Consider the following 25,818-nt stretch of genomic DNA (forward strand, 5'->3'; position numbering starts at 1 on the left):
CGCTCAGAATATACCGAAATGCTCCCACAAATTGCTGTCGTTCTTTGTAGCATAAATCCATGGATTTCACAAAAACCACTGAACCACTAAAAAAGGCGTACAAAAAAGGACACCCCGCGGTAAAAACCGCTGTGGTGTCCTTTTGAACTTACTTTATTTTATTCTCAGTCGCCGCGGAAGGCGCGTTTCACTCTATCAAAGAAAGATTGTTCATGCTCATGTGTTTGCTCTCCATCCAGCGAAGCAATTTGGCGAAGCAGATCCTTCTGCTCGTCATTCAGCTTACTAGGTGTAACCACAACCACTTTCACATGCTGATCCCCTTGCCCCATACCGCGCAGGCGTGGTACACCTTTGCCTTTGAGGCGGAAATACGTTCCCGTTTGTGTACCAGCTGGTACTTTCAACTTCACTTTCTCGGTCAACGTTGGGATCTCAACTTCATCTCCCAGAGCTGCCTGAGCAAAGGTAAGTGGGATTTCGCAATAAATATCGTCGCCTTCACGCTCGAAGAAATCATGTGATTTCACGCGAATGACAATATACAGATCTCCCGCTGGTCCGCCACGCAGGCCGCCTTCGCCCTCACCTGTCATACGCAGTTGCGCGCCATCATCTACACCCGCTGGAATGCGGACATGGATTTTGCGTTGCTTGCGGACTTTACCGCTGCCACTGCACGTTGTACATTTTTCTTTGATAATTTGGCCCGAACCGCTACAGTTCGAACATGCACGACGATTAACCATACGACCAAACGGTGTATTTTGCACGACTTCCTGCTGACCGCTACCTTGGCAGACCGAGCAGGTTTCCGGTTTCGTTCCAGGTTTGGCACCTGAGCCATGACAGGTATCACAGCCTTCGGTACGCGGAATCGTAATATCGGTTTCTTTACCGAATACAGCTTCCTTGAACTCAATTGTCATCGTGTACTGCAGATCATTCCCCCGTTGCGGAGCATTTGGATCACGTCGTCCACCGCCACCGCCGCCAAAGAACATGTCGAAGATGTCGCCAAATCCGCCGCCGCCAAAATCACCGCCACCACCGAATCCACCTTGATTCGGATCGACATGACCATATTGATCATATTGTGCACGCTTCTGACCGTCACTCACTACGTCGTAAGCTTCTTTAACTTCTTTAAATTTAGCTTCCGCATCAGCAGCCTTGTTTACGTCAGGGTGATACTGACGGGCAAGCTTACGGTAAGCCTTTTTAATCTCATCGTCGTTAGCCGTTTTACTAACGCCAAGCACCTCATAATAATCACGCTTTTCAGCCACTCTTCCACCCCCATATCATTCACCATATCGCACATCGTGACAAAAAGAAAGCCAAAGCGCGGGAGCCCCGGCTATGACTTTCCCTCTAATTCGAACGTCACCGATGTTTAATTCGCGTAGAACTACGAATTAGTTTTGTTTTTTATCTTCATCCACAACTTCGTAATCAGCGTCTACGACGTTGTCACGTTTAGCAGAACCTTGTTGCTCTTCAGTACCTTGTGCTTCTTGCTCTTGCGCCTGAGCTTGCTCATACAGTTTCACGGACAGTTGTTGAACGATCTCTGTCAGTTCTTCTGTAGCAGCTTTGATATCTTCCAGGTTGTCGGAAGCCAGAACGCCTTGCAGTTTTTCTTTGGCAGCATTTGCTTTTTCAACTTCGCCAGCATCTGCTTTTTCGCCAAGATCTTTGATCGTTTTGTCAACAGAGTAGATCAATTGATCTGCACTGTTTTTCGCTTCAACGAGTTCTCTGCGTTTTTTATCTTCTTCAGCGTGCAACTCAGCATCTTTCATCATTTGCTCAACTTCAGCATCGCTCAAACCGCTGGAAGAAGTGATTGTGATTTTTTGAGTTTTGTTCGTACCTTTATCTGTTGCAGATACGTTAACGATACCGTTGGCATCAATATCGAAGCTGACTTCGATCTGTGGAACGCCACGTGGAGCTGGTGGAATATCACCCAACATGAAACGTCCAAGCGATTTGTTACCCGCTGCCATCTCACGCTCACCTTGCAGAACATGAATCTCAACGCTTGGTTGATTGTCTGCATACGTGGAGAACACTTGAGATTTGCTTGTAGGGATCGTAGTGTTACGCTCGATCATTTTAGTGAATACGCCACCCGCTGTTTCGATACCCAGGGACAATGGCGTTACGTCGAGCAATACAACGTCTTTCACGTCACCTGTCAGTACGCCCGCTTGTACAGCAGCACCCAAAGCTACAACTTCATCCGGGTTAACGCCTTTGTGTGGCTCTTTACCCGTCAGTTTTTTGATTGCTTCTTGTACTGCTGGAATACGTGTCGAACCACCAACCAATACGATCTTGTCGATATCGTTAGGCGTCATACCCGCATCACTCAATGCACGACGAGTTGGTTCAAGCGTACGCTCAACCAGACCTTCAGAGATTTCTTCAAATTTCGCACGGCTCAGGTTCAACTCCAAATGCTGAGGAACGCCATCAGCAACTGTGATGAACGGCAAGGAGATCGTTGTAGTCAATACGCCGGAAAGTTCTTTTTTCGCTTTTTCCGCTGCATCTTTCAAACGTTGAACCGCTGCTTTATCTTTACTCAAGTCAATGCCTTGATCTTTTTTGAATTCACTTACGAGGTAATCAATGATCACTTGGTCAAAGTCATCCCCGCCTAGTTTGTTGTCCCCGCTAGTTGCTTTAACTTCGAAGAAGCCATCACCCAGTTCAAGAATGGATACGTCGAACGTACCGCCACCCAGGTCATATACGAGGATCGTTTGGTCTTCGGATTTCTCCATACCGTATGCCAAAGCTGCTGCTGTTGGCTCGTTGACGATACGCAGAACTTCCAAACCTGCAATTTTACCCGCATCTTTAGTCGCTTGGCGCTGACTGTCATTGAAGTAAGCTGGTACAGTGATAACTGCTTGAGTTACCGTTTGACCCAGATAAGCTTCAGCATCGGATTTCAATTTTTGCAGGATGATTGCAGAGATCTCTTGTGCAGAGTAGTCTTTGCTATCGATCGTTTCCTTGTGGGAAGTACCCATGTGACGTTTGATCGACATGATAGTACGATCCGGATTGGTGATGGCTTGACGTTTTGCTGTTTCACCAACAACGCGCTCTCCATCCTTTTTGAAACCAACTACGGATGGAGTTGTACGTGCGCCCTCCGGATTTGGAATTACGACAGCCTCGCCGCCTTCCATTACTGCTACGCATGAGTTTGTTGTTCCTAAGTCAATACCAATTACTTTGCTCATCCGAAAATTTCCTCCCTCAACAATTTAAAATGAATGGGTCTGATCTGACCCTTATTTAGATGTTCATGTTGCTAATCGTGCTCTATGTGTACAAACCTTTATATTAAACTTCGCCCACATTGTTCAACCATGGAGCCGACTCATTCCTTCCTATAAGGAATTTATGAGCTGACTTTAACCATAGCTGGACGAAGCACTTTATCTTTCAGCATGTAGCCTTTTTGGACTTCCTCAACAACGATACCTTCTTCGTACTCGTCGCTCTCCACTTGCATAATTGCTTGGTGGAATTCAGGATTAAACGGTTGTCCTACCGATTCCATAGCCGTCAGACCTTCATTATTCATCACGGTTTCCAATTGACGGAAAATCATTTGGATGCCCTTGGAGAAAGATTCGACCTCTGCTCCTTCCGGTACAGTAGCCATGGCGCGCTCGAAGTTATCAATAACCGGTACCAGTTCGGTGACCAGCTTCATCGAAGCGTATTTAGCCAATTCTTCTTTTTCCTTCTGCGTACGACGACGGAAGTTATCAAAATCAGCCTGTGCACGGACATAACGCTGTTGTTGCTCCTCAGCTTCTGCCTTCAGACGTGCAAGCTCATCCTGCTCCTGACCAGCCATCTCTTCAGCTTGTGCTTCTGCAGCGCCAGCTTCATTAATAGGCTCCTGCTCAGTTGCTGTTACCTCTTGTTCTTCTGTAAATGATTGCTCCTCTTTCAAGATGTTCACCTCCTTATACGAATGAAATGGTTCATTCCCGAATCTTATTTGAAACGATGTGTTAGCATCGCCGTCAAGTCACGGGATAGTGTATTTAAAATATGAATGACACGTGCATAATCCATCCGCGTGGGTCCTAGAATACCGATCGAACCCAAAGCCTCACCGTCCAATGAATAGGAGGCTGTAATCAGGCTGCAGTTGGCAAAGGCTTCATGATCATTCTCAGTGCCAATTCGCACTTGAATACCAGATCCACCCGGCACGGGCATCATCAATTTCATGAGTGTTGGTGTCTCTTCCAGCAGGTCAAGAATATCTTTTACCTTTTCGATATCTTTAAACTCCGGTTGAGTCAACATATTGGTGGCACCACTGAGGAACAGACGATTATCATGTTCGTTGTCAAATGCACTGTTCAGCACCTGCATAACTTCCTCGTAACGTGTAATATGCCGTTCCATCTCTTGCCCAAGTTCGGTATAAAGACGGGATTTCAATTTGTAGATTGGTACGCCCACAAGCTTGGTATTTAACAAGCGAACCACATTTTCCATCTCGGCTACCGAGATTTCTGGTGGAATCTGCACCGTCTTGTTCTCCACTTGACCTGTATTGGTCACGATGATTGCCACAGCTTCACTCTCGTTCAGCGGAAGCAATTGGAAGTGACGTAAGGACGTATGGAATACTTCCGGTCCAAGCAGGATCGAAGTATAATTCGTCATATGTGACAAAATATTGGATGCATGCTGAATAACTTGTTCCATGACGTTCAGTTTTTCAGCGAAGAACGACTTGAGATCATCCAACTCCTGAGGCTCCACCTGATTCCAGGGAACCAAATGATCGACATAATATCGATAGCCTTTATGGGATGGAATACGTCCTGCCGATGTATGCGGCTGTTCCAGGAAACCCATATCTTCAAGGTCCGCCATTTCATTACGGATCGTCGCCGGACTGTATCCAACATCTCCCCTTTTGGAAATGCTCCGGGACCCTACGGGCTCAGCTGAACGGATATAGTCATCCACTATAGCGTTCAGAATCATTCGTTGACGCTCTGTTAACATGGTGAGTATCCCTCCTTCTGACTGTACTGTCCCATGTCGTTAGCACTCCGGTTAGATGAGTGCTAAGCGGTAATACAAAAATACCAAACTGACGTGAACATTGTCAAGTGAGTTTGATGAGTGGGCTCATCTATTTATAGTATAGACCAATGTCGACGAGTCCTAACAACTTTATTGAACATACTTTGAAGTAAAAAAGGACTGCATGTAGGGCAGAGGCTGACTCGGCTCGATTCATGCAGTCCATTCAGTTGTTATGCTGAAACGTTAAGCTCTTTTAATACCGCGATCTCATCGCAACAATCCTGCTTGCTGCAATGAACACAGTCGGTCCATACTTTCTCAGGGAAAATCTCTTTTTCCACCACGGCAAAGCCGTTTTTGAGGAAGAAGGATACTTCATATGTCAACGCCATAACCTTAGGAATCTGTTGTTTCTCCGCTTCTTCTACCAGTCGGTCCAGCAATCGGGAGCCAATGCCGAGCCCTTTATGCCCTTCCGAGATACCGAGTGATCTGACTTCCACCAAATCATTCCCCAGACGACAAAGCGATCCGCAACCCACCACTTCACCATCAACTTCGGCTACAACAAAGTGCTCCAGCTGTCGGTGCAGTATTTCCCGTGATCGCGGAAGCATGATCCCACGCTCTGCATAGCCCTTAATCATTTCATACAGTGGTTCAACATCTTCCGGCACGGCTTTTCTGCATATTACCGACATCCTGCTCTCCTCCTATTACCAAGCTTTCCAGAGGAAAGCTGACTTCGTAGTTGTTAAATTAACACGCTCTGTAAAATCAATATGAATAAATATACAACAGAGCGTATAGAATTTCAAGCTATGAATTCAGCGATATGGACCCGATAAACTCCGCAAAAACGTCATTTCCGAACAGGATACCCTGCTCGCTCAGTCTGAAGCCGTCTGCCGTCCGCTCAAGCAACCCTGCGTTCAACATTTTGCCCAAAGGCTTCGCAAACACTTCTTCCATGGACTCTCCGAACTGTTCGCTAAAGCGTGAGGCCGAAGCTCCCTCCAACATTCGCAGTCCAACCATCAGATAATCTTCCATGGCTTCCGGGCGAGCAATCTCAAAATGATCCAGACGAGGCAGCCCTGCTCGTGAAGCTTCAACATAAGGATTTATACCTTTAATATTCATATGCCGTTCGCGGCCCACATATCCGTGTGCACCTGCACCCAGACCGTAGTAGTCCTCATTACGCCAGTAGGTAATATTGTGACGACTCTCAAAGCCCGGCTTGGCAAAGTTACTGATCTCGTATTGTCCATAACCTGCTTCTTTCATACGTCTCATTAATAGAAGATACATCTCCAGCTCATCATCTTCATGAGGAAGTGGTAACTGGTTCTTCTGATACAGGGTATGGAAAAGTGTATTCTCTTCCACTTTCAGGCTGTAGATGGAGTAATGCGGCAGATCCAGTTCCAGCGCTTTGTCGATACTCTCATTCAACATTTCTACGGTCTGGTTTGGCAAACCAAACATCAGATCAATGGACAAGTTATTCAAGCCTGCTTTACGAGCATTCTCCAAACTGCGATATACATCATCCGTATTATGAATACGGCCAATGCCTGTCAGCAGATCATTCTGAAAAGCCTGTACGCCAAAGCTGACACGGTTGACGCCGCCTTCTTTCATCGCAGCGAGTTTCTCCGCATCCGTTGTTCCCGGGTTGGCTTCCATCGAAAATTCAATATCATCCGCCCAATTTGGGAAATACGTCTTCACGGAGCGAAGAAATACGGCCATCTCATCCGGTTTCAGAGCTGTTGGCGTACCCCCACCTACAAATATGGTCTTGATCTCACCCGGTGGATTGGCCTTAACTGTATGTTCCATCTCCCGTTCCAGCGCTTCGAGATATTGCATCACGGGCTGATCTTTCAGAACGTAGGAGTTAAAGTCGCAATAAAAACATTTATTCGTGCAAAAGGGAATGTGAAGATACACCGCTTGGGGCGCACCTGTCTTCCGGCTGTGTGCTGCCAATGTCATGGCAAGTCCCCCTCTATTTGAAAAAAGGAAAGCCATCCGGCTTCCCTTTCAGCTTAGTTATTTAATATTCTGTGTTGTAACCATGTTTGCAAGCAAACGTCCTACAATTCAATTTCGATACACACATTCTGTGTTGTACCCGAAAATGAATTATTAGTCATCAATTTTCAGTACCGCCATGAATGCCTCTTGCGGCACCTCAACGTTACCAACCTGCTTCATCCGCTTCTTACCTTCCTTCTGCTTCTCAAGCAGTTTCCGTTTCCGCGAGATGTCACCACCATAACACTTGGCAAGTACGTTTTTACGCATTGCTTTTACCGTCTCACGAGCAACGACCTTGGTACCTACAGATGCCTGAATTGGCACCTCGAACATTTGCCGTGGAATCAGCTCGCGCAGTTTCTCACAGACAATGCGTCCGCGGTTATAGGCACGATCACGGTGAACGATGAAGGACAGAGCATCCACCTGTTCGCCATTGAGTACAATATCCATTTTCGCCAGATTGGACTGACGGTAACCGGACAGCTCATAATCCAGGGATGCATATCCTTTGGTACCGGATTTCAACTGGTCGAAGAAGTCATATACAATCTCGGACAACGGAATCTCATAGGTAATGGTAACCCGGGTTGTGTCCAGATATTCCATATTTACATATTCACCGCGTTTAGTCTGACACAGCTCCATAATGGTACCTACATAATCATTCGGTACGATAATATCTGCCTTGACGTATGGTTCCTCGACGTAATCAATCCGTCCCACCTCAGGATAGTTGGATGGGTTGTCGATTTTCATCACTTCACCATTCGTTAAGGTAACGTGATAGATTACACTTGGTGCCGTTGTAATCAACGGAATGTTAAACTCCCGCTCGATCCGCTCTTGGATAACGTCCATGTGAAGCAGTCCAAGGAATCCGCAACGGAATCCAAAACCGAGTGCACTGGATGTTTCCGGTTCAAAGCTCAGAGAAGCATCGTTCAACTGCAATTTCTCCAACGCTTCACGCAGATCAACATAGTCCGATGTTTCGATCGGATAGAGACCACAATACACCATTGGGTTAATTTTACGATAACCCGGCAAAGGTTCCGGTGTTGGATTTTTGGCATCCGTTACCGTATCCCCGACTTGTGTATCGCCAACATGCCTGATACCTGCAACGATAAATCCAACATCCCCGACGTTCAGCTCGTCCACGATGGTCATCCGAGGTTTGAACGCTCCAACTTCAATGACTTCAAATGATTTTCCTGTTGCCATCATTTTGATTTTGGAACCGGATTTGATTTTGCCGTCAACAACACGCACATATACGATTACACCTTTGTACGGGTCATAGTGCGAGTCAAAAATCAGCGCTTTCAAAGGCTGGTCAGGATCACCAGTTGGTGCTGGAACACTTTTCACCACTTGTTCCAAAATTTCTTTGATTCCGATTCCTGATTTGGCCGAAGCCAAAACCGCATTACTTGTGTCCAAACCAATAACATCTTCCACTTCCTGCTTCACCCGTTCAGGATCAGCGCTCGGAAGGTCAATTTTGTTGATAACCGGTAAAATTTCAAGATTGTTATCCAATGCCAGATACACGTTGGCAAGTGTTTGGGCTTCAATTCCCTGAGCCGCATCCACAACCAGCAGAGCACCTTCACATGCAGCAAGACTGCGTGATACTTCATACGTGAAGTCTACGTGTCCCGGTGTGTCAATCAGATTCAATAAATACTCTTCACCATCATCCGCTTTGTAAGTCAAGGCTACTGCTTGTAGCTTGATCGTTATTCCACGTTCACGTTCAAGGTCCATTTTATCCAGAACTTGTTCCTGCATTTCACGTGAAGTGAGCGCACCTGTGTGCTCCAAGATCCGGTCCGCAAGTGTTGATTTGCCGTGATCTATATGTGCAATAATAGAAAAGTTACGAATTTTACGTTGTCTTGCCCGAATGTCAGTCATTCCTTACCCCCAGAAACAGCCTAGTGTCAATCACTTCATTATAACAGTTGAAGCACAGTGCATCAATCCCGTGATGTCTCAACTTTATAATAAAGTGTCATCATGCACTCCCAGAGGTTATATTGTACCTTAAATTTATAGTATTTTATTCAGCAACGCCGCTAAAAAGAGAGACCACCCACTTGATCCCACTGTGGGAGAGATTTTGCAATAATCCAGCCGTTTTGTCTGCCAACACATCAACCGGAGCCTTATTTTGATCAGCCCCAAGCACTTGGCTTGGTGACTGAACAGGTACAAATGGGGGTTCTTTAATTTCCTTTTGGACAGGTGCAGTCGGGACAGATTCGGTCACCGATGAAGTTGGCTCTGTTGTCACAGCGGTTGACGTGCCGTCTGATGAATTACCCATATGAAAGTTGCTGCCAGCCAGCTGCATTCCAAACAGCACACCCAGCAACATTAATACAGCGATGGATAACAGTCTTTTACCGAATCTGGACATATGCTTTGCCTCCTGTCACTCTCTACTATTTTGTTCTTCATACATATATAGTCCCTATCCACCCTGCGAAGAGGTTTTAGCACTGGCTTTGTCCACCTTCTGATCTTCCCAATACACTTGCGCAATCATGTCTGCTAGAATCTTCGATGTCCGTTGGAGCTCAGCTCCTGTGTTGTCGATGCCACCAATCTCAATCAAAATGCTGTTGGGTGAAAGGGTTTGGTTATACTCTCCATTGTTGGCTCCTCCCCCATCTTTGCCCCACACACCACGGGATACCCCAGGATACTTGGCTTCCAGTTTCTTATGAATTTTCGCTGCAAAGGCTTCATTTTGCCGCCAATTCGGATTTTCATGTCCAATAATGAAATACACTTTGGCGTAGCCTAAGTCATTAATAGTTGTTGTTGTTTTGCCATGACGCTGTGAATCGCGATGAATGTCTATGAGATACGTCAGATCATCATTTTGGGAGAGTGCCGCTTTTACCGTTTGACGGGAGTATTTATAAGAATAGTTCCAGTTGTAGTCCTTTACTTTAGTGGGGTAATCATCCTTGGCGTGTTCTACGCCGATTCCCAGCTTCTCCAGACTGTCTGAGAGGTAGGTTCCCACTTGAAACACATTGCCTGTTGATTTGCCTGATGATGGATTATCACTTTTCGTACCTAGTAGTGGATTGTAGCCTTCACGTGGATGGGAATGATAAATAAGAATTGACTTTTTGCCTGTTGTCGGTGAGCCTGAATTGTCTTTCTCACCATTCTTCGCTGGGGGATCTTCTTTACCTTCTCCATCTCCAGGCTCACTAGACTCAGGTGGATCCGTATTGTCCTGACCTGGTGGAACATGCAGCTCACTACCGGGTTTTCCTCCACCTGCGGAAGCCGTATCCGTAAGACCGGGACCGGGCTGATAATCTTCGGGAGCCTCGGCTTTTTCGTTACCAGATCCAGGGCGGAGCAGAACAGGTTGGTTGGAACCCATGCCCGGCATTTCTCTCGCAATCAGGCTCTTCGGATCTTGAGGATTTACATTCGTTAGTAATTGGAAAACAAATGAGGTGAGGTTTTCACCGGATATAGCAGAGGTCTGTTCCTTCTGGGTGAGATGAGGCATCTCCATACCGAGCATATCGACAAAAAAGCGGCTTGATACGGCACTCGCAAATCCTTTCATGGAAGAAACGGGTGAATTATTCAAACGTTTCTCTGCCATGCCCCCCAGACCCAGTACAACAAAAAACAAGGCAGATATGATCATAAGCAACAACAACGTACGGCCCATGGCCAGCACGTGCAGACATCTTTTTTTCCACTTCCCAATATTCCAGGCCAATATCTTGTTCATTCTGCTGTCTCCTTCCCTGCTGGACAACTCTTATACTTCAACTCTATGAGCCCGCCCAATTTGATAGAACAGGAAAATGAAAGATTCCAAAAACAAAAAAAGAAAGTCCGACAGATTCGGACCTTCTTCTCAGCAGTTTTAGTTTTAATGTGTATAAGCAGCTACGTTATCCGGATTCACGGCATCATGGAGTGCGGCGTTAAGTCCTGTAGCGATAACATTGGCAATTCCCTCAATAAACTCATCGATTTCCTTTGGGGTAACAATGAGGTCATGACCCAGTGGCTCTAGTACCTCTTTCACCAGACTCAAGCGATCCTGCTCACCGATGTCGTCCAGCATGCCCATGATCTGTTTGGTCTGATCCGTTTCCTGGCGGAAGTGTGAACGCATCATCTCAATCACATTGTTCACGATGGTGGACGCATAACATACGGTTGGTACTCCGATGGCGATGCAAGGCACACCTAATATCTCACGGGTCAGGCCACGCCGTTTATTTCCAATACCGGAACCCGGGTGAATACCAATGTCCGCTACCTGAATCGTTGTATTTACACGTTCCAAGGAACGGGAGGCCAGCGCATCAATCGCGATAATCGCATCCGGCTTGGTCCGGTCTACAATCCCCTGTACGATGTCACTGGATTCAATACCCGTTGTACCTAACACGCCGGGAGCAATCGCGCTGACTTCCCGATACCCTGGCGCAACCTGATCAGGCACCAATTCGAAATACTGACGCGTCACCATCAGATTTTCCACAACAAGTGGACCGAGTGAATCCGGGGTGACATTTAAGTTGCCCAAGCCAACAATCAAAACCTTGGATGTTTTGTTGATTCCGGCCTTAACCATAAAATCTTCCATTTCACGTGTGAACTCAGCAGCAACTCGCTCCTGTAACTCGGTATCACCATTCCGTAGAGAAGGTACTTCCAAGGTGACATAGTGGCCTTTTACCCGACCAATAGCCGTGGCTGCTTCTTCAGTCAGGACATCAATACGTGTAATCGTAATGCCCTCTTTTTTCTCTACATCTTCCTGTAGTCCGGGAATCGTCTGTTTCTGTCCACCTTGCGCCATTTCCTTGGAGTCGATCGCCAAATCGGTACGAACTGTATATTTTTGCAAATCCAGTGTCATTCTGTCCCTGCCTCCCTTACCGCATTTGAGCATATTGTGTGGGAAAAAGGGTTTCTTTATACAGCATGTCGAACATCGTAGGAATATCTGTTGCATTTTACATGCTAGCGTGATAGAATATTTTAAGTTGTGAAACGTTTGTATTCATGCAAATGCCTTACAGGAGGTGAATGTAATGCCAAACATCAAATCCGCTGTTAAACGCGTAAAAACGAGCGACAAGCGCCGCGCACTCAACGCTTCTCAGAAGTCTGCACTCCGTACAGCTGTTAAAGCTGCTGATGCTGCTCTGGTAAGTAACGAAGTTGATACTGCAAAAGCTGCGATTCAAGCTGCTTCCAAAAAGCTGGACAAGGCTGTAACTAAAGGTCTGGTTCATAAAAATGCTGCAGCACGCAAAAAGTCTCGCTTGGCGAAAAAACTGAACGCTCTTTCCGCACAAGCGTAAGAAGCGTTACTTATACGATCCAATGGAAAAATCCTGAACAGCATAGGCTTTCAGGATTTTTTAGTATCTGATTCGATAAGTATAAGACAAAGATAAAGCGACCTTTATTCCGATGATTTAACGATCATGGAGCAAAGGTCGCTTTGTTTGTTTCTCACACTAGTAATCTATTACGTTTACTTATCCATTCATGCACCAAGTCTCAATAAGAACAGCTCCAGACCAAGCACTTTATCCACCGCTCCTGTTTTCATCTGGTAATCCAGTTCGCTGAGGTGACTCAAAATCATTCTCAGACGTTCCGGCTGAAATTTCCGAGCTTGCTCACCTGCAATCTTAACAGCATACGGATGCAGACCTAGCTGACTGGCAATCTGCTGCTGGGAGTAACTTTGTTGCCCCAACTCTTTCACCTGGATCATGATCCGAAACTGGCGTGCGATTAGAGCCGCAATTTTAATCGGTTCTTCCCGCTGCTTCAGCAACTCATAGAAAAGAGCCAACGCTTTCTCCAGTCGCAAATTAGCGAGTTCCTCCACTAGTGAAAATACATTCTGCTCTGTACTACGGGCAACCAGTGACTCGATATCAGCACGTTTGATTGTCCCCCCATTACCCGCAAACAAACATAACTTATCTACTTCAGCAGACAGGGTCTGAAGACCTGTTCCTGCATAGCTGATCAACGTTTCCGCCGCTCCCGTCTCCAAGGAAACATCCCGCTGCTTCGCAAGTTTCACTATCCAATTCAATAACTCTTCTCCACTGAGTGGAGCAAAAGCAAGAACTACTGCCTGTTTCTTGACAGCTTTCACCAGTTTCTTACGCTCATCCAGCTTATCCCCTTGGGCCAGGAAAACAATCGTACTGTAATCTGCCGGATTTTCCATATATGTAAGCAGACGATCAACCTGATGTTCAATCTTGGATTCTTTACCTGCGGTGAACAGGCTCGCATCCCTTACGATAATTAATTTGCGTGGAACCAGAAAAGGTACAGTCTCTGCTTCTTCAATAACAACCTCCACAGCCGTTTCAGACAAATCATATGGAATAATCGCAAAATCACGATGTTCTTCTTCAATCACCTGTTCTTTTAACATATCCGTAAATTGCTGTATCTGGTACTTCTCCGTTCCGTACAGCACATAGATCGGTGCCGTTTCTCCATTACGTATTGCCTTTGTTGCACTTTTTACATCCATTCACGGCGCCTCCTTATCCCTCTTATCCTACCAGAAAAAGCGCAAGACAACAAAGGGACCTTACATCCAGTTATGGATGAAGATCCCCTGTCCTACATCTATATAAACGCTGACACCAGCAGTTCTAGAAAAAGCCGGTGCGCGGTCATACGACGTCAGTTGTTTGAACTGAGATAGGACGTTTTGTTACTTCCACTATATGCTTGTCATACTGAAAATGTTCTTTCGTTTAGAGGAGCGCACTCCCCATTTTTAATTATTTCGCAGGAGCTCCCCCTGAAACAGCAGGTACATTAAACGAGTTCTTCGCCGTTGTTCCGTCCTTGTCCGTTTCGTAATTAAAAAGGGTACCATCCTTCGACCAACTCGCTGACTTCAGTGTCCCCTCTATGCTGCGTTGTTCAACCAAATTTAGAACATCCGGTTCGCTCACAGGTTTGGAGTATATGCTGATTTGATCACCAATAAGCATAACTACATAGGAACCGTCAGGTGACTTCCATTCTTTTGGTGCTACTGTTGTAGCCATTCCCTGATCCGGTCCTGCTGCGACTCCTTTGTTTCCTCCAGAAGCGTCTGCACCTGCACTGGAATCAGGTACAGTGTTACCTTCAACCGGAGCATCTTCAGTTATATTAGGTGTTGTATCCTGAGAAGTGAAGGATTGCGCATCTCCATTTTCTGTTTCTGTTACTCCATTCTCTTCCCCATCTGCAGAAGATTTAGGAGAATCTCCTGATCCCTGAATTCTCTGCTCAGAATCTTGGTTTTGAGCCGGATTCTTCTGATTATCGGTCGAAGGAGTTCTGGACGAATTATCCTGCGGTCCTTTATTCGGAGCAGGCGTTGATTCAGTGGCCGGTTGTTTAGGTGTCGGATCTGACTGAACTTCAGGCTCCTGTACCTCATCTCCACCGTCTTCAGGCATTGTTTCTACGTCTTGGTTATCTGGTTTAGTTGGTGAATCATTCGATTGACCCACAAACACATCGTTGTTGCTTGGTTGTGACGAAGTGGCAGGATCATAATTTTCAATATTCTTGCTTAACGAATTCTCATCCAAATTGCCGCTCTCTTGAGAAGCTCCAGAGCTCATCAGCATGGAATCGGCATTCTCAATCTGTTCAGGCGGATTTCCCCAGATGGCAAATCCCAATATAACTGCCGCAGCCGCTGCACCCATGGACATACGTCCTGCCATCGAGTTAAGCCATTTTTGCTTCGTTTTCCGCTCACTTGAACGTTGTAAATTCTCAAATGCAGCGGGGACAGGATTCATTTCCTGTATGGTGCTACTTTGTTCCTTCCGCGCTTCGTCAATGGCATCAAGCTGTGGCATAATCGCATCAACTAGACTAAATTTCGGGCTTACTTGCGGTAATTCTTCCAGTTCTCTGGAAAGAGCTCTGAGTAAACTAAAATTCTCGGCGCACTCCGGACACTTTGCCACATGCTGTAGCATCTGCGCGGTTTCCGCCTCGCCCAGATCATGATCCAGATAGCGGTGCATCCATTCCACCACCTCTTCGCATTTCATCCTGTCACACCACCTTTCTGATATTCCTGTAGTAGATTCTGTAACTGCTGTCTGGCTCTAAATAAATAAGATTTCACCGTATTCAACGGAAGATCGAGACAATCCGCAATTTCATTGTAGGATAAGTCCTGCAAATATCTTAGAACAATAACGGTACGATGATGCTCGGGAAGCTTGTTGATCGCATCCTGAATGTCCTGGGCCACATATGTAGACATGACCTCGTACTCCACATCCTGATTATCCTGAAAAACCATGTCATGTTCGTCAATGGAGACAGACGGCTTGGTTCTTCTGAATTTATCAATACAGATGTTCGTGACGATGCGTTGTACCCATGTTTTGAATTGGGCCTTTTCTTCGTATGAATTGATCTTGGTGTAAATTCGGATCAACGCTTCCTGCGCAGCATCCAAAGCGTCCTGTTCATTATTTAGAATGTAATATGCGGTCCGATAGACATGTTGTTCAATCTCCCGCAATAGGGTAATTAGAGCGTCGCGATCGCCCGATTGAGCGGCTCTGATGAGTTCCGGCTCTACCACAAAGGATCCCCCTCTCCCTGCAACCTTACAGACGTGATCATCAATAAAATTGTTGCAAAGTTAAGTATATTTTTAATTTGCCATAACAAAATAACGGCGTATGTATTAGGGCCGCTGAAATCTTCTCTTAGAATAACAGAAATTGCATAACGAGTCACCAAACGTATCCAAAAGGGATTCCATTACTTACACGACTCAATTCAAATGCAATGGCATACATTATAGATAAGCACTTTTTTGGTTCCTAAAATAAAAAAAAGTCGAAATTTGTCCAAATTTAAGCTGATTTTAATGCAATTTTCATGAAAATAGTGTATTGTAAATTTACATTCATAAACACGAGGTGATGAGCATGCCAGCTCTTGCGAAAATTCAAGCTTTAAAAGAACAAATGCCCAAAGAATATCAAAGTATTTCCCACTTTGTTGAACATGCATTGGAGTCCATTGATACTCTGGTCGAGGAACATCGGAAGTACGTAGCTGCACAGGCATTATACGGCGATAAAATCGTTGGATCGGAAGAACGCTTGTACAGAGAAACCGTACTGGATGTCAGAGCACAGCTATTGATGACTCTTGAAAAAACGGTAGAAGATCTGTTGCACAAGGGCGACAAACACTGGAGCAAACACTTTAAGGATGGCGTAGAGTAGTTCTTATATTTCTTCTACATTTTGAAAAAATGGCCCTTTTCCGATATTCTCCCTCCTGGGGTGTAACGGAAAGCGGGCTTTTTTTCGTGCTGAAACAGCAAGGAATGATTTTTAAATCCAAATAAATGAAGGTCGGTTTATATAGGATAGTGCAAATCCATTCTTATAGAAAAGGTACAAACCTTAGAAAAACGAAGGTTTGTACCTCTTTTTGTGTGATGAACTTATTGATTATAATAAGGGCCATTTCCTGTGGATTCATTCAAGGACAACAACTGAGACACCGTTACGAATTGGTAGCCTTGCTTTTTTAGTGATTTAAGCATTTGGGGCAGCGCATCAGCTGTAGAAGCGTGAATATCATGCATAAGTACAATCGAACCTGATCTGATGTTTTTAGCAACCTCTTTATTTACAGCTTGGGCGTTCCGGCTTTTCCAATCCAGCGAATCCACAGACCATAAAATAATGGGTGTTTTCTGTTCTTTGGTGACTTTTTTGACTGATCCATTCATAGCACCATAAGGCGGACGGAATAGGGTAGGTTTTTCTCCAGTCGCATCTTCGATTCGGTCCGATGATTCTTTGATTTGTTTGCGTACCTCACTCAGGCTCATATTCGCCAGATTCGGATGACTCTTGGAGTGATTGCCGATCTCGTGGCCAGCCTCAGCAACCTTTTTAGCCATATCAGGATAATACTCTACTTGTACGCCCAGCATGAAGAAAGTAGCCTTCGCGTTGTACTCCTTCAAAGTCTTTAGAACTCTAGGTGTCACCTTTGGGTGAGGCCCGTCATCAAAGGTAAGAGCTACATATTTCCCTTTAGGATCAAGCGGAGGCTGAGTTGGCTTCTTCCCTTTTGGCTCATCGTTATTTTCATAAGTGATATTCCATTTTTTGGTGAGGTCCTTTTTCAAGTAGGAATGCAAGGATTTCAGTGGAATGTTCACTTGGATCGTTCCGGCTGCACCAGCAGCGATCTCGTATTTATTAAAGTATAAAGTAAAGACTCCGTTACCTATGGACCATTTCCATTCAGATGGATTTTTTATAGATTTTTGAAGTTCTGCTTCGAATACATAAGAGTGGACGTTTTTCTGTTTCTTCAATTCTTCCTTCACGATTGACATAATATGGTCAACAGCTGCTTTGTCATAAGTCATGATATCGGATAAATTCAAAATTTTATTTTCAGCTGTGTCGATATTAAAAGATTTTATTATCGATTGTCCATTAGCACTGCCTGTGGAGATTTGATAGGAAGTGAACACTAAACTATATAAGTGATCATTAATTTTATTCGTATCTACTGTAATATTCAATTCAGCACGATGATCGCCTTGAAGCGTTTTTGCACCGGTCCCAACCTGGGTTAAGAATTTCTTTTCCTGATCATTGACCCACGTCTGAATAGGAGTATTAATCTCCTTGCTATTTGTGAGGACGTTGCTAATCGACAATATATAATGCTTCGTATTCTTCGTCCTTGTTTCGATATTTAAGCCTGGGTATGCACTGGGCGACACTTCAACGTACTCTGTAGCGCTGTTGTTTCCAGCTAGAACATTTTGCACCATTAGATTGATTCCTAGAATCCCGCCAGCTAATACAATAAATCCAACCAGCCAAACGGACCACCGTGTTTTCTTCCTTTTGTTCATTTCAAATCATCCTTATCTTTATTCTAGTCATAAAACTGCAAGTCATTGTCTATCATTTCTTCCGGCGATGGTAGGCCATGACAGCCATGACGGATAATGCCCTTAAGCCATCAAGTCCTGGTATATAACGTTTACCATCGCCTCGTACCGGTGCAAAGTTCCGGATTAAACTTCCGAAATGATTCGTGTTATCATGCATTTTGCTTTCGTCCCTGTCCTTTTTAATTTGTCGCTCATAGGCAGGACGCCGAGCTTATGAAAAAAGTTTTCTCCAATTAATGTAATCAATGAAGAGAACAAAACATTTTCATGGAACTTCTACCTTTAGAACTAAAAAAAGCATCCCGTAAGAAGAGAGTCTTCGGGATGCCACATTCAGAATAATCGTCATGTTTCCAGTATAAGACTTGAATTAATGTTGTACTTGTACATTTAGAATGTCGGACCTTTTTCAGATCCAACTTTACTGCGACTTCTGGCTTCATATCATTCGGCTTTGCCTCAGAGGCTGGCATTCTTCAAATTGAAACGGAACTCCGGTGAACCCACATATCCCGGCGCGATACTGTATTTTGGGAAGACGATAACCAGTTCGCCTTTTTCAATATAAAACGACTGTTCCGTGAACGTCCCTTTGAATTCTTCCAGGAAGTATTGATCGGGATCCTTTCTCATTTGCGCAAGAATATTTGCATCAAGCTTTTCTTTATAGTTAGATCCGAGGAGATCCTCCAGTGTCACGCGCTGAGCCGCAGAGGCATTTTTCAAGTTGTAGGTATCGATCCGGGGCATGCTTGTTCCGCCCCTGTAACCTTCCGTGATTACTTCAAGCGAAACTACTCCTGCAGGGTTTCCAGTTCCATCCGATTTTAGCTTATAGCTGACGTAAAATTCATAGGGGTGGAACTTCTGGTGATTTACTTTTGCCTTTTTGGCCGTTTTTGCGGCATCCTTCTCCCACTGAGCAAGAGCCTTTTGCGCACGGGATAAAAGGATGCCATTCAGTTTATTCTGGTATCTGGTGTCCAGCATGCCGTCCAGCTGCGGTACCTTGATGTTCACAATAAGGTTCTTGCTTGTTGTGCTCAGTACCTTCTCCACGATTTTTACACCTGTAGCCGAAGGGACGGTTGCTTGTACCTTAGAGCTGACAGTTACGTTCGCTGAAACAGGTGCCGAGGCCAGCGCATATGCAGATAAGCTCGCTGCGCCGACGCCGAGCATGGCTACACAGCCCATGGCCCCCATCTTCATGTATTTTATCGTTTTCTTTTTCATAGCTTTCATCCTCCATCTCTTTGTATGAGTGTCTAATCACGCACACTCATTGGCTAGACGCATGAGATGGTTCAGAAAGTTTTGGAAAATCAAAAACAGAACAATGTCTCTTCGACGTTTGCGATTGCCCCATTCGTCCTTCTGCATGATAGTGATGAAAAGACAATGACAGTCCAAGCTTTGCTTGAAATAATTGAGAAATTAAAAGGACGGGGCTATGAATTCAAAGTACTAACAAAAAAAACCGGCGCGGGGTACCCCATCACCGGTCTCTTCCATTACTTAATGTATTTGTTATTAATCAGAACGTCTTTCAACACATCCGTGGGAATGACGAATTCCACAGAACCCATATAGCCTGGCGCAACGTCATATTCGTTGAATGTAATCACAAGCTTGCCGTCGTTGTTGATATAGAAGCCTTGATCCTTCGCGATGCTCTGGAATTCACTGGTGATCGGCACGTCGGTAGCTCCCGGAGCCCAGTAAATCTTATTAGGGTCCGCTCTCATTTGCACCTGCATCTGCTCTTTAACGTTGTCGCTGATGAGCCGCACATAACGATCGTCCTTGAACAGCATCGGCAGGGTTATGAGGATTTGGTTTTTCTTATCGATCGTATCAAACTGAAGCTCCTCCGAGGATGAACCGGCGGTCTCGACCACGTATCTTTGTATAGATAAAATCTCGTCGTTGTCCGTCTTTACTTCATATCCGACATCAAGTCCCAGATGGCCTCCGCCTTGCTTCTTCAATTCGCTGATTTCCGCCTGGAACTTTTCGTAAAGCGCTTTGTTCTCCTTCATATATTTCTCGTTCAACCCGCTTTGCAACTGCTCATTCTCCATATCGGTAATGGAAGGCACTTTGATATTCGCATTGTAATTAGACTCGTCAACCACGTATTCCTTGAACGTGAGCACCTGGATAACCCGGTCCACACCCGGTATGGATGACAAGGCTTTCGCTACAGGAGGGCTCACATTGATCGCAACAAGGAACATGAACGCAGCCGCACTGGAAACGGCTAACCATCTGTACTTTGAGCCGCGGCCCCTCCTTCCCTCCTTAGAGAATTTATGAATCGATTGGTTTACAATGCTATCCAATTCATCTGGAATGGGTATTTCTTGATATTCTTTTCGCAGCTGTTCCATGTTATTGTTCATCTTACTCGATCTCCTTTGGTTGTTTCATCATTCATTTTGATTCGCAATAGCTGATGCGCCTGATACAGCCTTGTTTTAATCGTATTCACATTCTCATCCAGCACAGCCGCAACTTCTTCGATCTTCATGTCTTCAAAATATCTCAGTATAATGACGCTCTTGTATCTATCCGGCAAGGATTCGAGCGTTCGCTTCAAATCAATGTCCGTATACGTATCTTCTGCCCCGGGGCTGTAGATTTCGATCATTTCATGATCCATCGCCTGAACCTTTTTGTTTCTGCGCAGAAAATCCAGGGCGGTATTCACCACAATCCGGTAAAACCAGCTTTTGACCGCATCTGGGTTCTTCAAAAGTTCGAGATGCGTCATCGCTTTGTATATGGAGTCTTGTACGATATCTAGGGCATCATCCTTATTTTTGACATAGCTATACGCAAGTCGGTATACGTTCTCTTTATGCTCGGTAATACAGTGTGTAAGAATTTTTTCAGTTTTCCTATTGAACATGGTCGATTATTCCTTTTCTATATAAATCTTTTGTCGTAACACGAAGTAAGACGTATACGGGTTCCCAAAAAGTTTTCGCATCCAAAATTTTTTTTATTTCTGCAAATCGTTCAAGGCCCTCACAAGCAGGTCAGCGTAAACCTCGGCGCCTCTATTAAATGCACCCCGTCCTTTTAAAAATAATCTTCCCATCCTTCACTTGCCGAATACCAGTCTACTACCGATGACCGAATTCATTTGAAACTTTTGAAGGTTTCTTTCCGAAAAAACAATGTATCACTCGGAACCGAAAGTTGTTTGGTAGTCTGTAGCGCCTTTGTCGTTGTAGGCTTTCTATAGTAACGATATTTCATACTTTTAATCCGTCTTCTTCTAATCTGTGCCGGTGGAACCACGCGCATTGAATTAATTTGCTTCGTGCTGGCCGCGAATTTCAATAGAAGGAATATCATTCAAAAGTTGCGACGTGTTCAGTTATGACCGCTTCAATAAGTTCCTGAATTTTGTTAGTTATCAAATGATACTCAGTAATTTGAACCGTCCAAATGCAATAATAAATGGGCATCCCTTCCCTCATTTCCTACCCTGCCACTACCAAAAAAATATGTCACCACCATGCAATTAAGAAAAAAGTCGTTTCGCAGCGAAACGACTTCTTTCTTTTATAGGTCAACTAAGTACTTTCTTTCTCTAATTCCCACTTTTCCTCAACCTCTGTATGTTAAAATATAGTAACGCCTTAGCCTATCTCTTATTGAATATAGTTATTTAGGGAGGTCAATATTTAAATGACAAACACCCATAGAATCAATAGGCCGCGCGGAAAAATAGTTGCAGCTGTATTAACTGCAGTTCTCATTTCACTTGCAATGGGGATATATCACTATGTCCCTATAGATGAAAGATTAGAGAATACTTACTATTATTCATTCGGCTATAAATTTGCGGTTGGATTATTGATTAATCTCGCTATTTTACTTTTCTTACTTACGCCACTTTCTATATTGGTGGATGGATTACTTTTATACAGAAAAAAAGATAATACGTATAAAAGATTGCTCGTTGCAATCGTTGCATATGGTCTATTAGGCTTCATAGGTGGGATCATCTACTCGATATTTACACGTAACTTCAGTACTTTTTCTGCTCAAACTATCCACATTGTTGTATGTTCTCTTGTCTTTCTAACCTTCCAGTTGGTATTAAATCGGAGTTTTCTTCACTCATCTTCACACAGATAAATAGATTGCCCGCCTTCACTCAACTCCGACCAACTTGTACCGGATATCAATCTTCCCATCTTTCACCCTCATCTGAACCTCGCCCATCTGATCTGTCCGATAAATCTCTGTCCCGGTAGCTTCCAGACGTTCCATCACTCCCGGATTGGGATGTCCATATGTATTGTTAACACCGGCAGATATGACCGCGGTTTTGGCGTTCCAGTATTGGAGCCAGGCTTCAGTGGACGACGTTTTACTACCATGATGAGCGACCTTTAGAACGTCAATGGAGACAGATGCTGAAGCATCATTTGCATTAACCTGCAACGGGCGTGTAACTACCCTTTGTAGAACTCCCTTTGTAACTCCAATATCTGCACCTTTCTGTTCAAACTGGGCAGCCAACGAGCCATCCTGAATCATATAGAGCAGGTCCTGCTCGGCTGCTGCATCCATATCTCCGGTGAACAACATGGAAGCCCCCGCCATTTCCAGCAAAAAGACAACGGAATCATGATTCTGATGTTCAGATACAGGCAAATTGCCCGATACATTTACATCCATATGTGCCAGATCCGGAGCAATAAAATGTAAAATTGTCTCCTTATCAACCTTATAGGACATGCCTTGCTGAATGGCGTACAGAGGAATTTTACGTTCCATGGCTGTGTCCAGTAATTTATCAAAGTTTTCTTTACCACTGGTTGTGCCATTAAACATGAAACGTTTAACCGGAATCTGTTCCAGCACAGCCTGTAGTCCTCCGGCATGATCCTGGTCAGCATGCGTTACAATGACAGCATCCAGTTGATGGATACCTCTTTTTTTCAATAGAGGAGCAACCACCTTGGCACCTACCTCATAAGGATCACGTCTTGTTTTCCAAGATTGTTCGTTGTTCCCAAAACTAACTGTTCCCCCGCCATCCACCAGAATGTGTTTGCCTTCCGGGGTTGTAATCAATGTACTGTCTCCCTGACCAATATCCAAAAACTGCACGATGCCGGTTCCAGCAGGCTTGGGAGTCTGATATGCCCACCATAATCCAGCAATAAAGCTGATTGCGAGCAACCCGCACAACCATTGCTGAGCTTTACTCATTCGTTCATTTGAATAATAACCTGCACCTCGTCTAGTAAATGCACTTGTATATTCCGGCCAGGCAATACTGGCTCCTAGTGTCGTTAATGAAGTTTCTTTTCCATCTACACGGTTCTTACCTTGATCCTGTAACACGGTAGATATCGAAGAGCGAATGCCCATATTCGCCATTGAAACTGAAGGTTGTCGCCTCACAAGAGGAGCCGTCTCTTCCTCAACAAACGCTGTTTCTTGCTGCTCACCATTGCCACGATGCAACAGGTAGAGTAAGGCATACAACACAGCATAATAGGCGGCAATCCATAACAAGGGCGGTGTTGCCCAGATCAATACAAAACCTGGCAGGCTGTTCATCCACTCCACGCTTACAAAAGTCAGTTGATTCAGTTGCATCGCAATCCATGCGAGAGGTTTCGCCAAGGGAACCCATATGAATGACAGTAACATGGCGACCGTCCCCAGAGGTAATACAATGGCACTAATCAAAGAAACCAGCAGAAAGTTGGCCACAAATGAGAGTAATGAGAACTGATTGAAATACAGAATGGTTACTGGGAACGAAATCAACTGAGCGGTCACTGTAACGGATGCCGTTGCAGCCAGAGATTTCGGCCAGCCGCTGAACAGCCGGTTAATCAATGGCATATAGATCATCAAACCTGCGGTCACGAGAAAGGATAACTGGAAGCTCACGCTTAGCAAAAAGTACGGGTCCCACCACATCATCAGCAACGCTGCTGCACTGATCATCTGAAGACCGTCTCTGGCGAGACCACGACGTGCCATATACAACCCAATCATGGACATAATTCCTGCCCGAATCACTGAAGGTGAACCTCCGGATAACAATACATAAGCTGGCACCAGGATCAGAACAATCGTGAGTGCCGTCTCTCTGGTAAGCCTTAGCCAAGATAGAATGAGAAGCAACGAAGCAACATATACAGCGACATGGGTTCCGGAGATTGCCAGGATATGCGTTAGACCCAGTTGTGAAAACTGACCATAGGTTCCAGGATCGATATCAGTAGCCATCCCGATAATAAGCCCCTTCATATATCCTGCATGAGGCTCTGCAAATAACTGCTCAACCGCCGAGCCCAACTTATGCCTCGTCCAATCCGTCCACCTTAGTATGTTATATTGTCCAAGTCCCTCAGGAGCAACTGCTGTTACCGAACTGGCTCCCTTCACTTTGAACAACCAGTGGATATGCAGGGTGCGCAAGTAACTGCGATAATCAAACCCGCCAAAGTTCCTGGCTTCACCAGGAAGGACATAAGAACCATTAAGCGTAATCAAATCGCCCCTCTTCCAGCCAGCTGCTACCTGTTGTTCTTCTTCCTCCAACAGTCTGACTTGTACCATCAATTGTTCATCTATTTTGAACGCAGATGATGCTACAAGATCTGTATCTGCTAACGAATCCAATGTTGGCAATATTGAAGACATCTGTATCTTAAAGTCAGCCCGATCTCCATCAATACGTACATCTGACACCAGCTCACCCTGAATTTCAGCTGACCATCCGTCCAACTCGTGAGTAGCCATATGCATGGTCTCCGGCAGACTGCTATGATTGCTTACGTCATTCCACTCCCAATGTGCAGCACCTCCAATAAAGGCAGCGAGTAAAAATAAAACAGACCATCCACGCACATCCATAAAACGAAGCAAAAGTGGCAGACATGCCAGAGCTCCAATTAACCCCCAGATTAACGTCCAGCCTGTTAACGCGCATGCTATCCCGCTCCCGCACAACCAACAAATCGTAAAACTTAATAATGGTCTGCCTTTCATCTCTACCCCTCCTTCATTTCACCCGTTGAACGCAGAAAAACCCCCGGAAAGCCAATTCAGGCTTGCCGGAGGTTCTCCCTCACGTATTCGATCATATTTACATTAATTGCTCACGGTCATCATCGTTTCCCGCGGGGGCTGGTAATTCTCCAGCCTGCGGAACGTTATGCCCTTCTGTTCCATCATATTGGTAACCTTGCCGGTATCTTTAGGATAAGAACGATGAAACACGATTTCTGTAATCCCGCTATTCGCCAGCATATTGGCACATGTCCAGCACGGTTCGTCGGTCACATACACGGACGAGCCTTCGCGGTCGATTCGATCTGTGAATAAAAGTAAATTTTGCTCCGCATGAATTGTGCGAATGCATCGTTGCTTTTTCACCATTTCTTCTTGCCCATCGGTCACGACCAACTCATACTCTTCCGATATCATGCAACCTGCTTCAGAACAATCCGGGACGCCGGTGGGTGCACCATTATAGGCTGTTCCCAGCAGTTTCTTTCCCTGAACAAGAACGGCACCCACATGACGACGCGAACAGCGGGAACGGGTGGAAACCATATACGCGATGTCCATAAAATACGTATCCCAGTCCTTGCGTACCTCTGTACTCATGC

The 25,818-nt window shown here is 45.0% G+C and carries 22 protein-coding genes; 3 read left to right on the plus strand and 19 right to left on the minus strand.

Annotated elements, in window-relative coordinates:
- Positions 1–164 precede the first annotated feature (164 nt).
- The 10 genes from dnaJ to gpr all read right to left on the minus strand — a co-directional run bounded on the left by dnaJ (position 165) and on the right by gpr (position 12,061).
- A complete protein-coding gene (gene dnaJ, locus NSQ20_RS22735) occupies positions 165–1,289 on the minus strand; it encodes a molecular chaperone DnaJ (RefSeq protein WP_036615086.1) in 1,125 nt (374 codons plus the stop codon).
- Positions 1,290–1,418: 129 nt separating this feature from the next.
- Entirely contained in the window at positions 1,419–3,263 is a 1,845-nt protein-coding gene (dnaK, locus tag NSQ20_RS22740) for a molecular chaperone DnaK (protein WP_076328115.1), read from the minus strand.
- A 161-nt stretch (positions 3,264–3,424) separates the two neighbouring features.
- Positions 3,425–3,988 carry a nucleotide exchange factor GrpE gene (grpE, locus tag NSQ20_RS22745; RefSeq protein ID WP_036668567.1) on the minus strand — a complete coding sequence of 188 codons (564 nt, stop codon included), beginning with the start codon at positions 3,986–3,988 and terminating at the stop codon, positions 3,425–3,427.
- Between the two features lie 44 nt (positions 3,989–4,032).
- Positions 4,033–5,064: a heat-inducible transcriptional repressor HrcA gene (gene hrcA, locus NSQ20_RS22750; RefSeq protein ID WP_036615092.1), complete on the minus strand. Its 1,032-nt coding sequence runs from the start codon at positions 5,062–5,064 to the stop codon at positions 4,033–4,035.
- Between the two features lie 254 nt (positions 5,065–5,318).
- The gene (locus NSQ20_RS22755; RefSeq protein ID WP_017687214.1) at positions 5,319–5,789 is read right to left on the minus strand and encodes an N-acetyltransferase; all 471 of its coding nucleotides are present in this window, start codon (positions 5,787–5,789) and stop codon (positions 5,319–5,321) included.
- 118 nt (positions 5,790–5,907) lie between these two features.
- Entirely contained in the window at positions 5,908–7,092 is a 1,185-nt protein-coding gene (gene hemW / locus NSQ20_RS22760; RefSeq protein ID WP_036668565.1) for a radical SAM family heme chaperone HemW, read from the minus strand.
- A gap of 153 nt (positions 7,093–7,245) precedes the next feature.
- Positions 7,246–9,060, minus strand: a complete 1,815-nt coding sequence (gene lepA, locus NSQ20_RS22765; RefSeq protein WP_036615097.1) for a translation elongation factor 4 — start codon at positions 9,058–9,060, stop codon at positions 7,246–7,248.
- Positions 9,061–9,205: 145 nt separating this feature from the next.
- Complete coding sequence (locus NSQ20_RS22770) at positions 9,206–9,565, minus strand: hypothetical protein (RefSeq protein WP_100527021.1); 360 nt, start codon at positions 9,563–9,565, stop codon at positions 9,206–9,208.
- A 54-nt stretch (positions 9,566–9,619) separates the two neighbouring features.
- Positions 9,620–10,915, minus strand: coding sequence for a stage II sporulation protein P (locus NSQ20_RS22775; protein ID WP_047843799.1), 1,296 nt, complete (start codon positions 10,913–10,915; stop codon positions 9,620–9,622).
- A gap of 144 nt (positions 10,916–11,059) precedes the next feature.
- Complete coding sequence (gpr, locus tag NSQ20_RS22780; RefSeq protein WP_340030920.1) at positions 11,060–12,061, minus strand: GPR endopeptidase; 1,002 nt, start codon at positions 12,059–12,061, stop codon at positions 11,060–11,062.
- 175 nt (positions 12,062–12,236) lie between these two features.
- Between gpr and rpsT the strand changes: the two genes are divergently transcribed.
- Positions 12,237–12,509, plus strand: coding sequence for a 30S ribosomal protein S20 (rpsT, locus tag NSQ20_RS22785; protein ID WP_024628504.1), 273 nt, complete (start codon positions 12,237–12,239; stop codon positions 12,507–12,509).
- A gap of 188 nt (positions 12,510–12,697) precedes the next feature.
- On the opposite strand, the gene holA is transcribed toward rpsT, so the two are convergent.
- From holA to NSQ20_RS22800, 3 genes are all read right to left on the minus strand, one after another.
- Positions 12,698–13,714: a DNA polymerase III subunit delta gene (gene holA / locus NSQ20_RS22790; protein WP_036668560.1), complete on the minus strand. Its 1,017-nt coding sequence runs from the start codon at positions 13,712–13,714 to the stop codon at positions 12,698–12,700.
- A gap of 256 nt (positions 13,715–13,970) precedes the next feature.
- Positions 13,971–15,251, minus strand: a complete 1,281-nt coding sequence (locus NSQ20_RS22795) for a zf-HC2 domain-containing protein (RefSeq protein ID WP_340030922.1) — start codon at positions 15,249–15,251, stop codon at positions 13,971–13,973.
- Positions 15,248–15,796 (minus strand): sigma-70 family RNA polymerase sigma factor, encoded by a 549-nt coding sequence (locus NSQ20_RS22800; protein ID WP_017687205.1) that lies wholly within the window; start codon positions 15,794–15,796, stop codon positions 15,248–15,250. The genes NSQ20_RS22795 and NSQ20_RS22800 overlap by 4 nt, the downstream gene beginning before the upstream one ends.
- Before the next feature lie 352 nt (positions 15,797–16,148).
- Here NSQ20_RS22800 and NSQ20_RS22805 point away from each other — a divergent pair, with 352 nt between their 5' ends.
- Positions 16,149–16,451, plus strand: a complete 303-nt coding sequence (locus NSQ20_RS22805) for a hypothetical protein (protein WP_017687204.1) — start codon at positions 16,149–16,151, stop codon at positions 16,449–16,451.
- A gap of 224 nt (positions 16,452–16,675) precedes the next feature.
- Here NSQ20_RS22805 and NSQ20_RS22810 read toward each other — a convergent pair whose 3' ends face one another.
- From NSQ20_RS22810 to NSQ20_RS22825, 4 genes are all read right to left on the minus strand, one after another.
- Positions 16,676–18,115 (minus strand): polysaccharide deacetylase family protein, encoded by a 1,440-nt coding sequence (locus tag NSQ20_RS22810; protein ID WP_340030923.1) that lies wholly within the window; start codon positions 18,113–18,115, stop codon positions 16,676–16,678.
- A gap of 501 nt (positions 18,116–18,616) precedes the next feature.
- Positions 18,617–19,393 carry a DUF3298 domain-containing protein gene (locus NSQ20_RS22815; protein WP_340030924.1) on the minus strand — a complete coding sequence of 259 codons (777 nt, stop codon included), beginning with the start codon at positions 19,391–19,393 and terminating at the stop codon, positions 18,617–18,619.
- Between the two features lie 278 nt (positions 19,394–19,671).
- The gene (locus tag NSQ20_RS22820; protein WP_340030926.1) at positions 19,672–20,562 is read right to left on the minus strand and encodes a DUF3298 domain-containing protein; all 891 of its coding nucleotides are present in this window, start codon (positions 20,560–20,562) and stop codon (positions 19,672–19,674) included.
- A complete protein-coding gene (locus NSQ20_RS22825; RefSeq protein WP_340030927.1) occupies positions 20,559–21,071 on the minus strand; it encodes a sigma-70 family RNA polymerase sigma factor in 513 nt (170 codons plus the stop codon). The genes NSQ20_RS22820 and NSQ20_RS22825 overlap by 4 nt, the downstream gene beginning before the upstream one ends.
- Before the next feature lie 788 nt (positions 21,072–21,859).
- Here NSQ20_RS22825 and NSQ20_RS22830 point away from each other — a divergent pair.
- Complete coding sequence (locus tag NSQ20_RS22830; RefSeq protein WP_340030928.1) at positions 21,860–22,312, plus strand: hypothetical protein; 453 nt, start codon at positions 21,860–21,862, stop codon at positions 22,310–22,312.
- A 15-nt stretch (positions 22,313–22,327) separates the two neighbouring features.
- Here the strand turns inward: NSQ20_RS22830 and NSQ20_RS22835 are convergent, their stop codons facing one another.
- Both NSQ20_RS22835 and NSQ20_RS22840 read right to left on the minus strand, forming a co-directional pair.
- Positions 22,328–25,195, minus strand: a complete 2,868-nt coding sequence (locus NSQ20_RS22835) for a ComEC/Rec2 family competence protein (RefSeq protein WP_340030929.1) — start codon at positions 25,193–25,195, stop codon at positions 22,328–22,330.
- Positions 25,196–25,297: 102 nt separating this feature from the next.
- Positions 25,298–25,816 carry a cytidine/deoxycytidylate deaminase family protein gene (locus tag NSQ20_RS22840; protein WP_017687196.1) on the minus strand — a complete coding sequence of 173 codons (519 nt, stop codon included), beginning with the start codon at positions 25,814–25,816 and terminating at the stop codon, positions 25,298–25,300.
- Positions 25,817–25,818: the final 2 nt, after the last annotated feature.

The sequence above is a fragment of the Paenibacillus sp. FSL K6-1122 genome (genome assembly GCF_037977015.1).
Taxonomy (GTDB): Bacteria; Bacillota; Bacilli; order Paenibacillales; family Paenibacillaceae; genus Paenibacillus; species Paenibacillus amylolyticus.

Excerpts from the sequence above, each read along its gene's own strand:
- dnaK (WP_076328115.1), bottom strand. The coding sequence starts at position 3,263 with ATGAGCAAAGTAATTGGTATTGACTTAGGAACAACAAACTCATGCGTA.
- hrcA (WP_036615092.1), bottom strand. The coding sequence starts at position 5,064 with ATGTTAACAGAGCGTCAACGAATGATTCTGAACGCTATAGTGGATGAC.
- NSQ20_RS22755 (WP_017687214.1), bottom strand. The coding sequence starts at position 5,789 with ATGTCGGTAATATGCAGAAAAGCCGTGCCGGAAGATGTTGAACCACTG.
- hemW (WP_036668565.1), bottom strand. The coding sequence starts at position 7,092 with ATGACATTGGCAGCACACAGCCGGAAGACAGGTGCGCCCCAAGCGGTG.
- lepA (WP_036615097.1), bottom strand. The coding sequence starts at position 9,060 with ATGACTGACATTCGGGCAAGACAACGTAAAATTCGTAACTTTTCTATT.
- NSQ20_RS22770 (WP_100527021.1), bottom strand. The coding sequence starts at position 9,565 with ATGTCCAGATTCGGTAAAAGACTGTTATCCATCGCTGTATTAATGTTG.
- NSQ20_RS22775 (WP_047843799.1), bottom strand. The coding sequence starts at position 10,915 with ATGAACAAGATATTGGCCTGGAATATTGGGAAGTGGAAAAAAAGATGT.
- gpr (WP_340030920.1), bottom strand. The coding sequence starts at position 12,061 with ATGACACTGGATTTGCAAAAATATACAGTTCGTACCGATTTGGCGATC.
- rpsT (WP_024628504.1), top strand. The coding sequence starts at position 12,237 with ATGCCAAACATCAAATCCGCTGTTAAACGCGTAAAAACGAGCGACAAG.
- holA (WP_036668560.1), bottom strand. The coding sequence starts at position 13,714 with ATGGATGTAAAAAGTGCAACAAAGGCAATACGTAATGGAGAAACGGCA.
- NSQ20_RS22795 (WP_340030922.1), bottom strand. The coding sequence starts at position 15,251 with ATGAAATGCGAAGAGGTGGTGGAATGGATGCACCGCTATCTGGATCAT.
- NSQ20_RS22805 (WP_017687204.1), top strand. The coding sequence starts at position 16,149 with ATGCCAGCTCTTGCGAAAATTCAAGCTTTAAAAGAACAAATGCCCAAA.
- NSQ20_RS22810 (WP_340030923.1), bottom strand. The coding sequence starts at position 18,115 with ATGAACAAAAGGAAGAAAACACGGTGGTCCGTTTGGCTGGTTGGATTT.
- NSQ20_RS22815 (WP_340030924.1), bottom strand. The coding sequence starts at position 19,393 with ATGAAAAAGAAAACGATAAAATACATGAAGATGGGGGCCATGGGCTGT.
- NSQ20_RS22820 (WP_340030926.1), bottom strand. The coding sequence starts at position 20,562 with ATGAACAATAACATGGAACAGCTGCGAAAAGAATATCAAGAAATACCC.
- NSQ20_RS22825 (WP_340030927.1), bottom strand. The coding sequence starts at position 21,071 with ATGTTCAATAGGAAAACTGAAAAAATTCTTACACACTGTATTACCGAG.
- NSQ20_RS22830 (WP_340030928.1), top strand. The coding sequence starts at position 21,860 with ATGACAAACACCCATAGAATCAATAGGCCGCGCGGAAAAATAGTTGCA.
- NSQ20_RS22835 (WP_340030929.1), bottom strand. The coding sequence starts at position 25,195 with ATGAAAGGCAGACCATTATTAAGTTTTACGATTTGTTGGTTGTGCGGG.
- NSQ20_RS22840 (WP_017687196.1), bottom strand. The coding sequence starts at position 25,816 with ATGAGTACAGAGGTACGCAAGGACTGGGATACGTATTTTATGGACATC.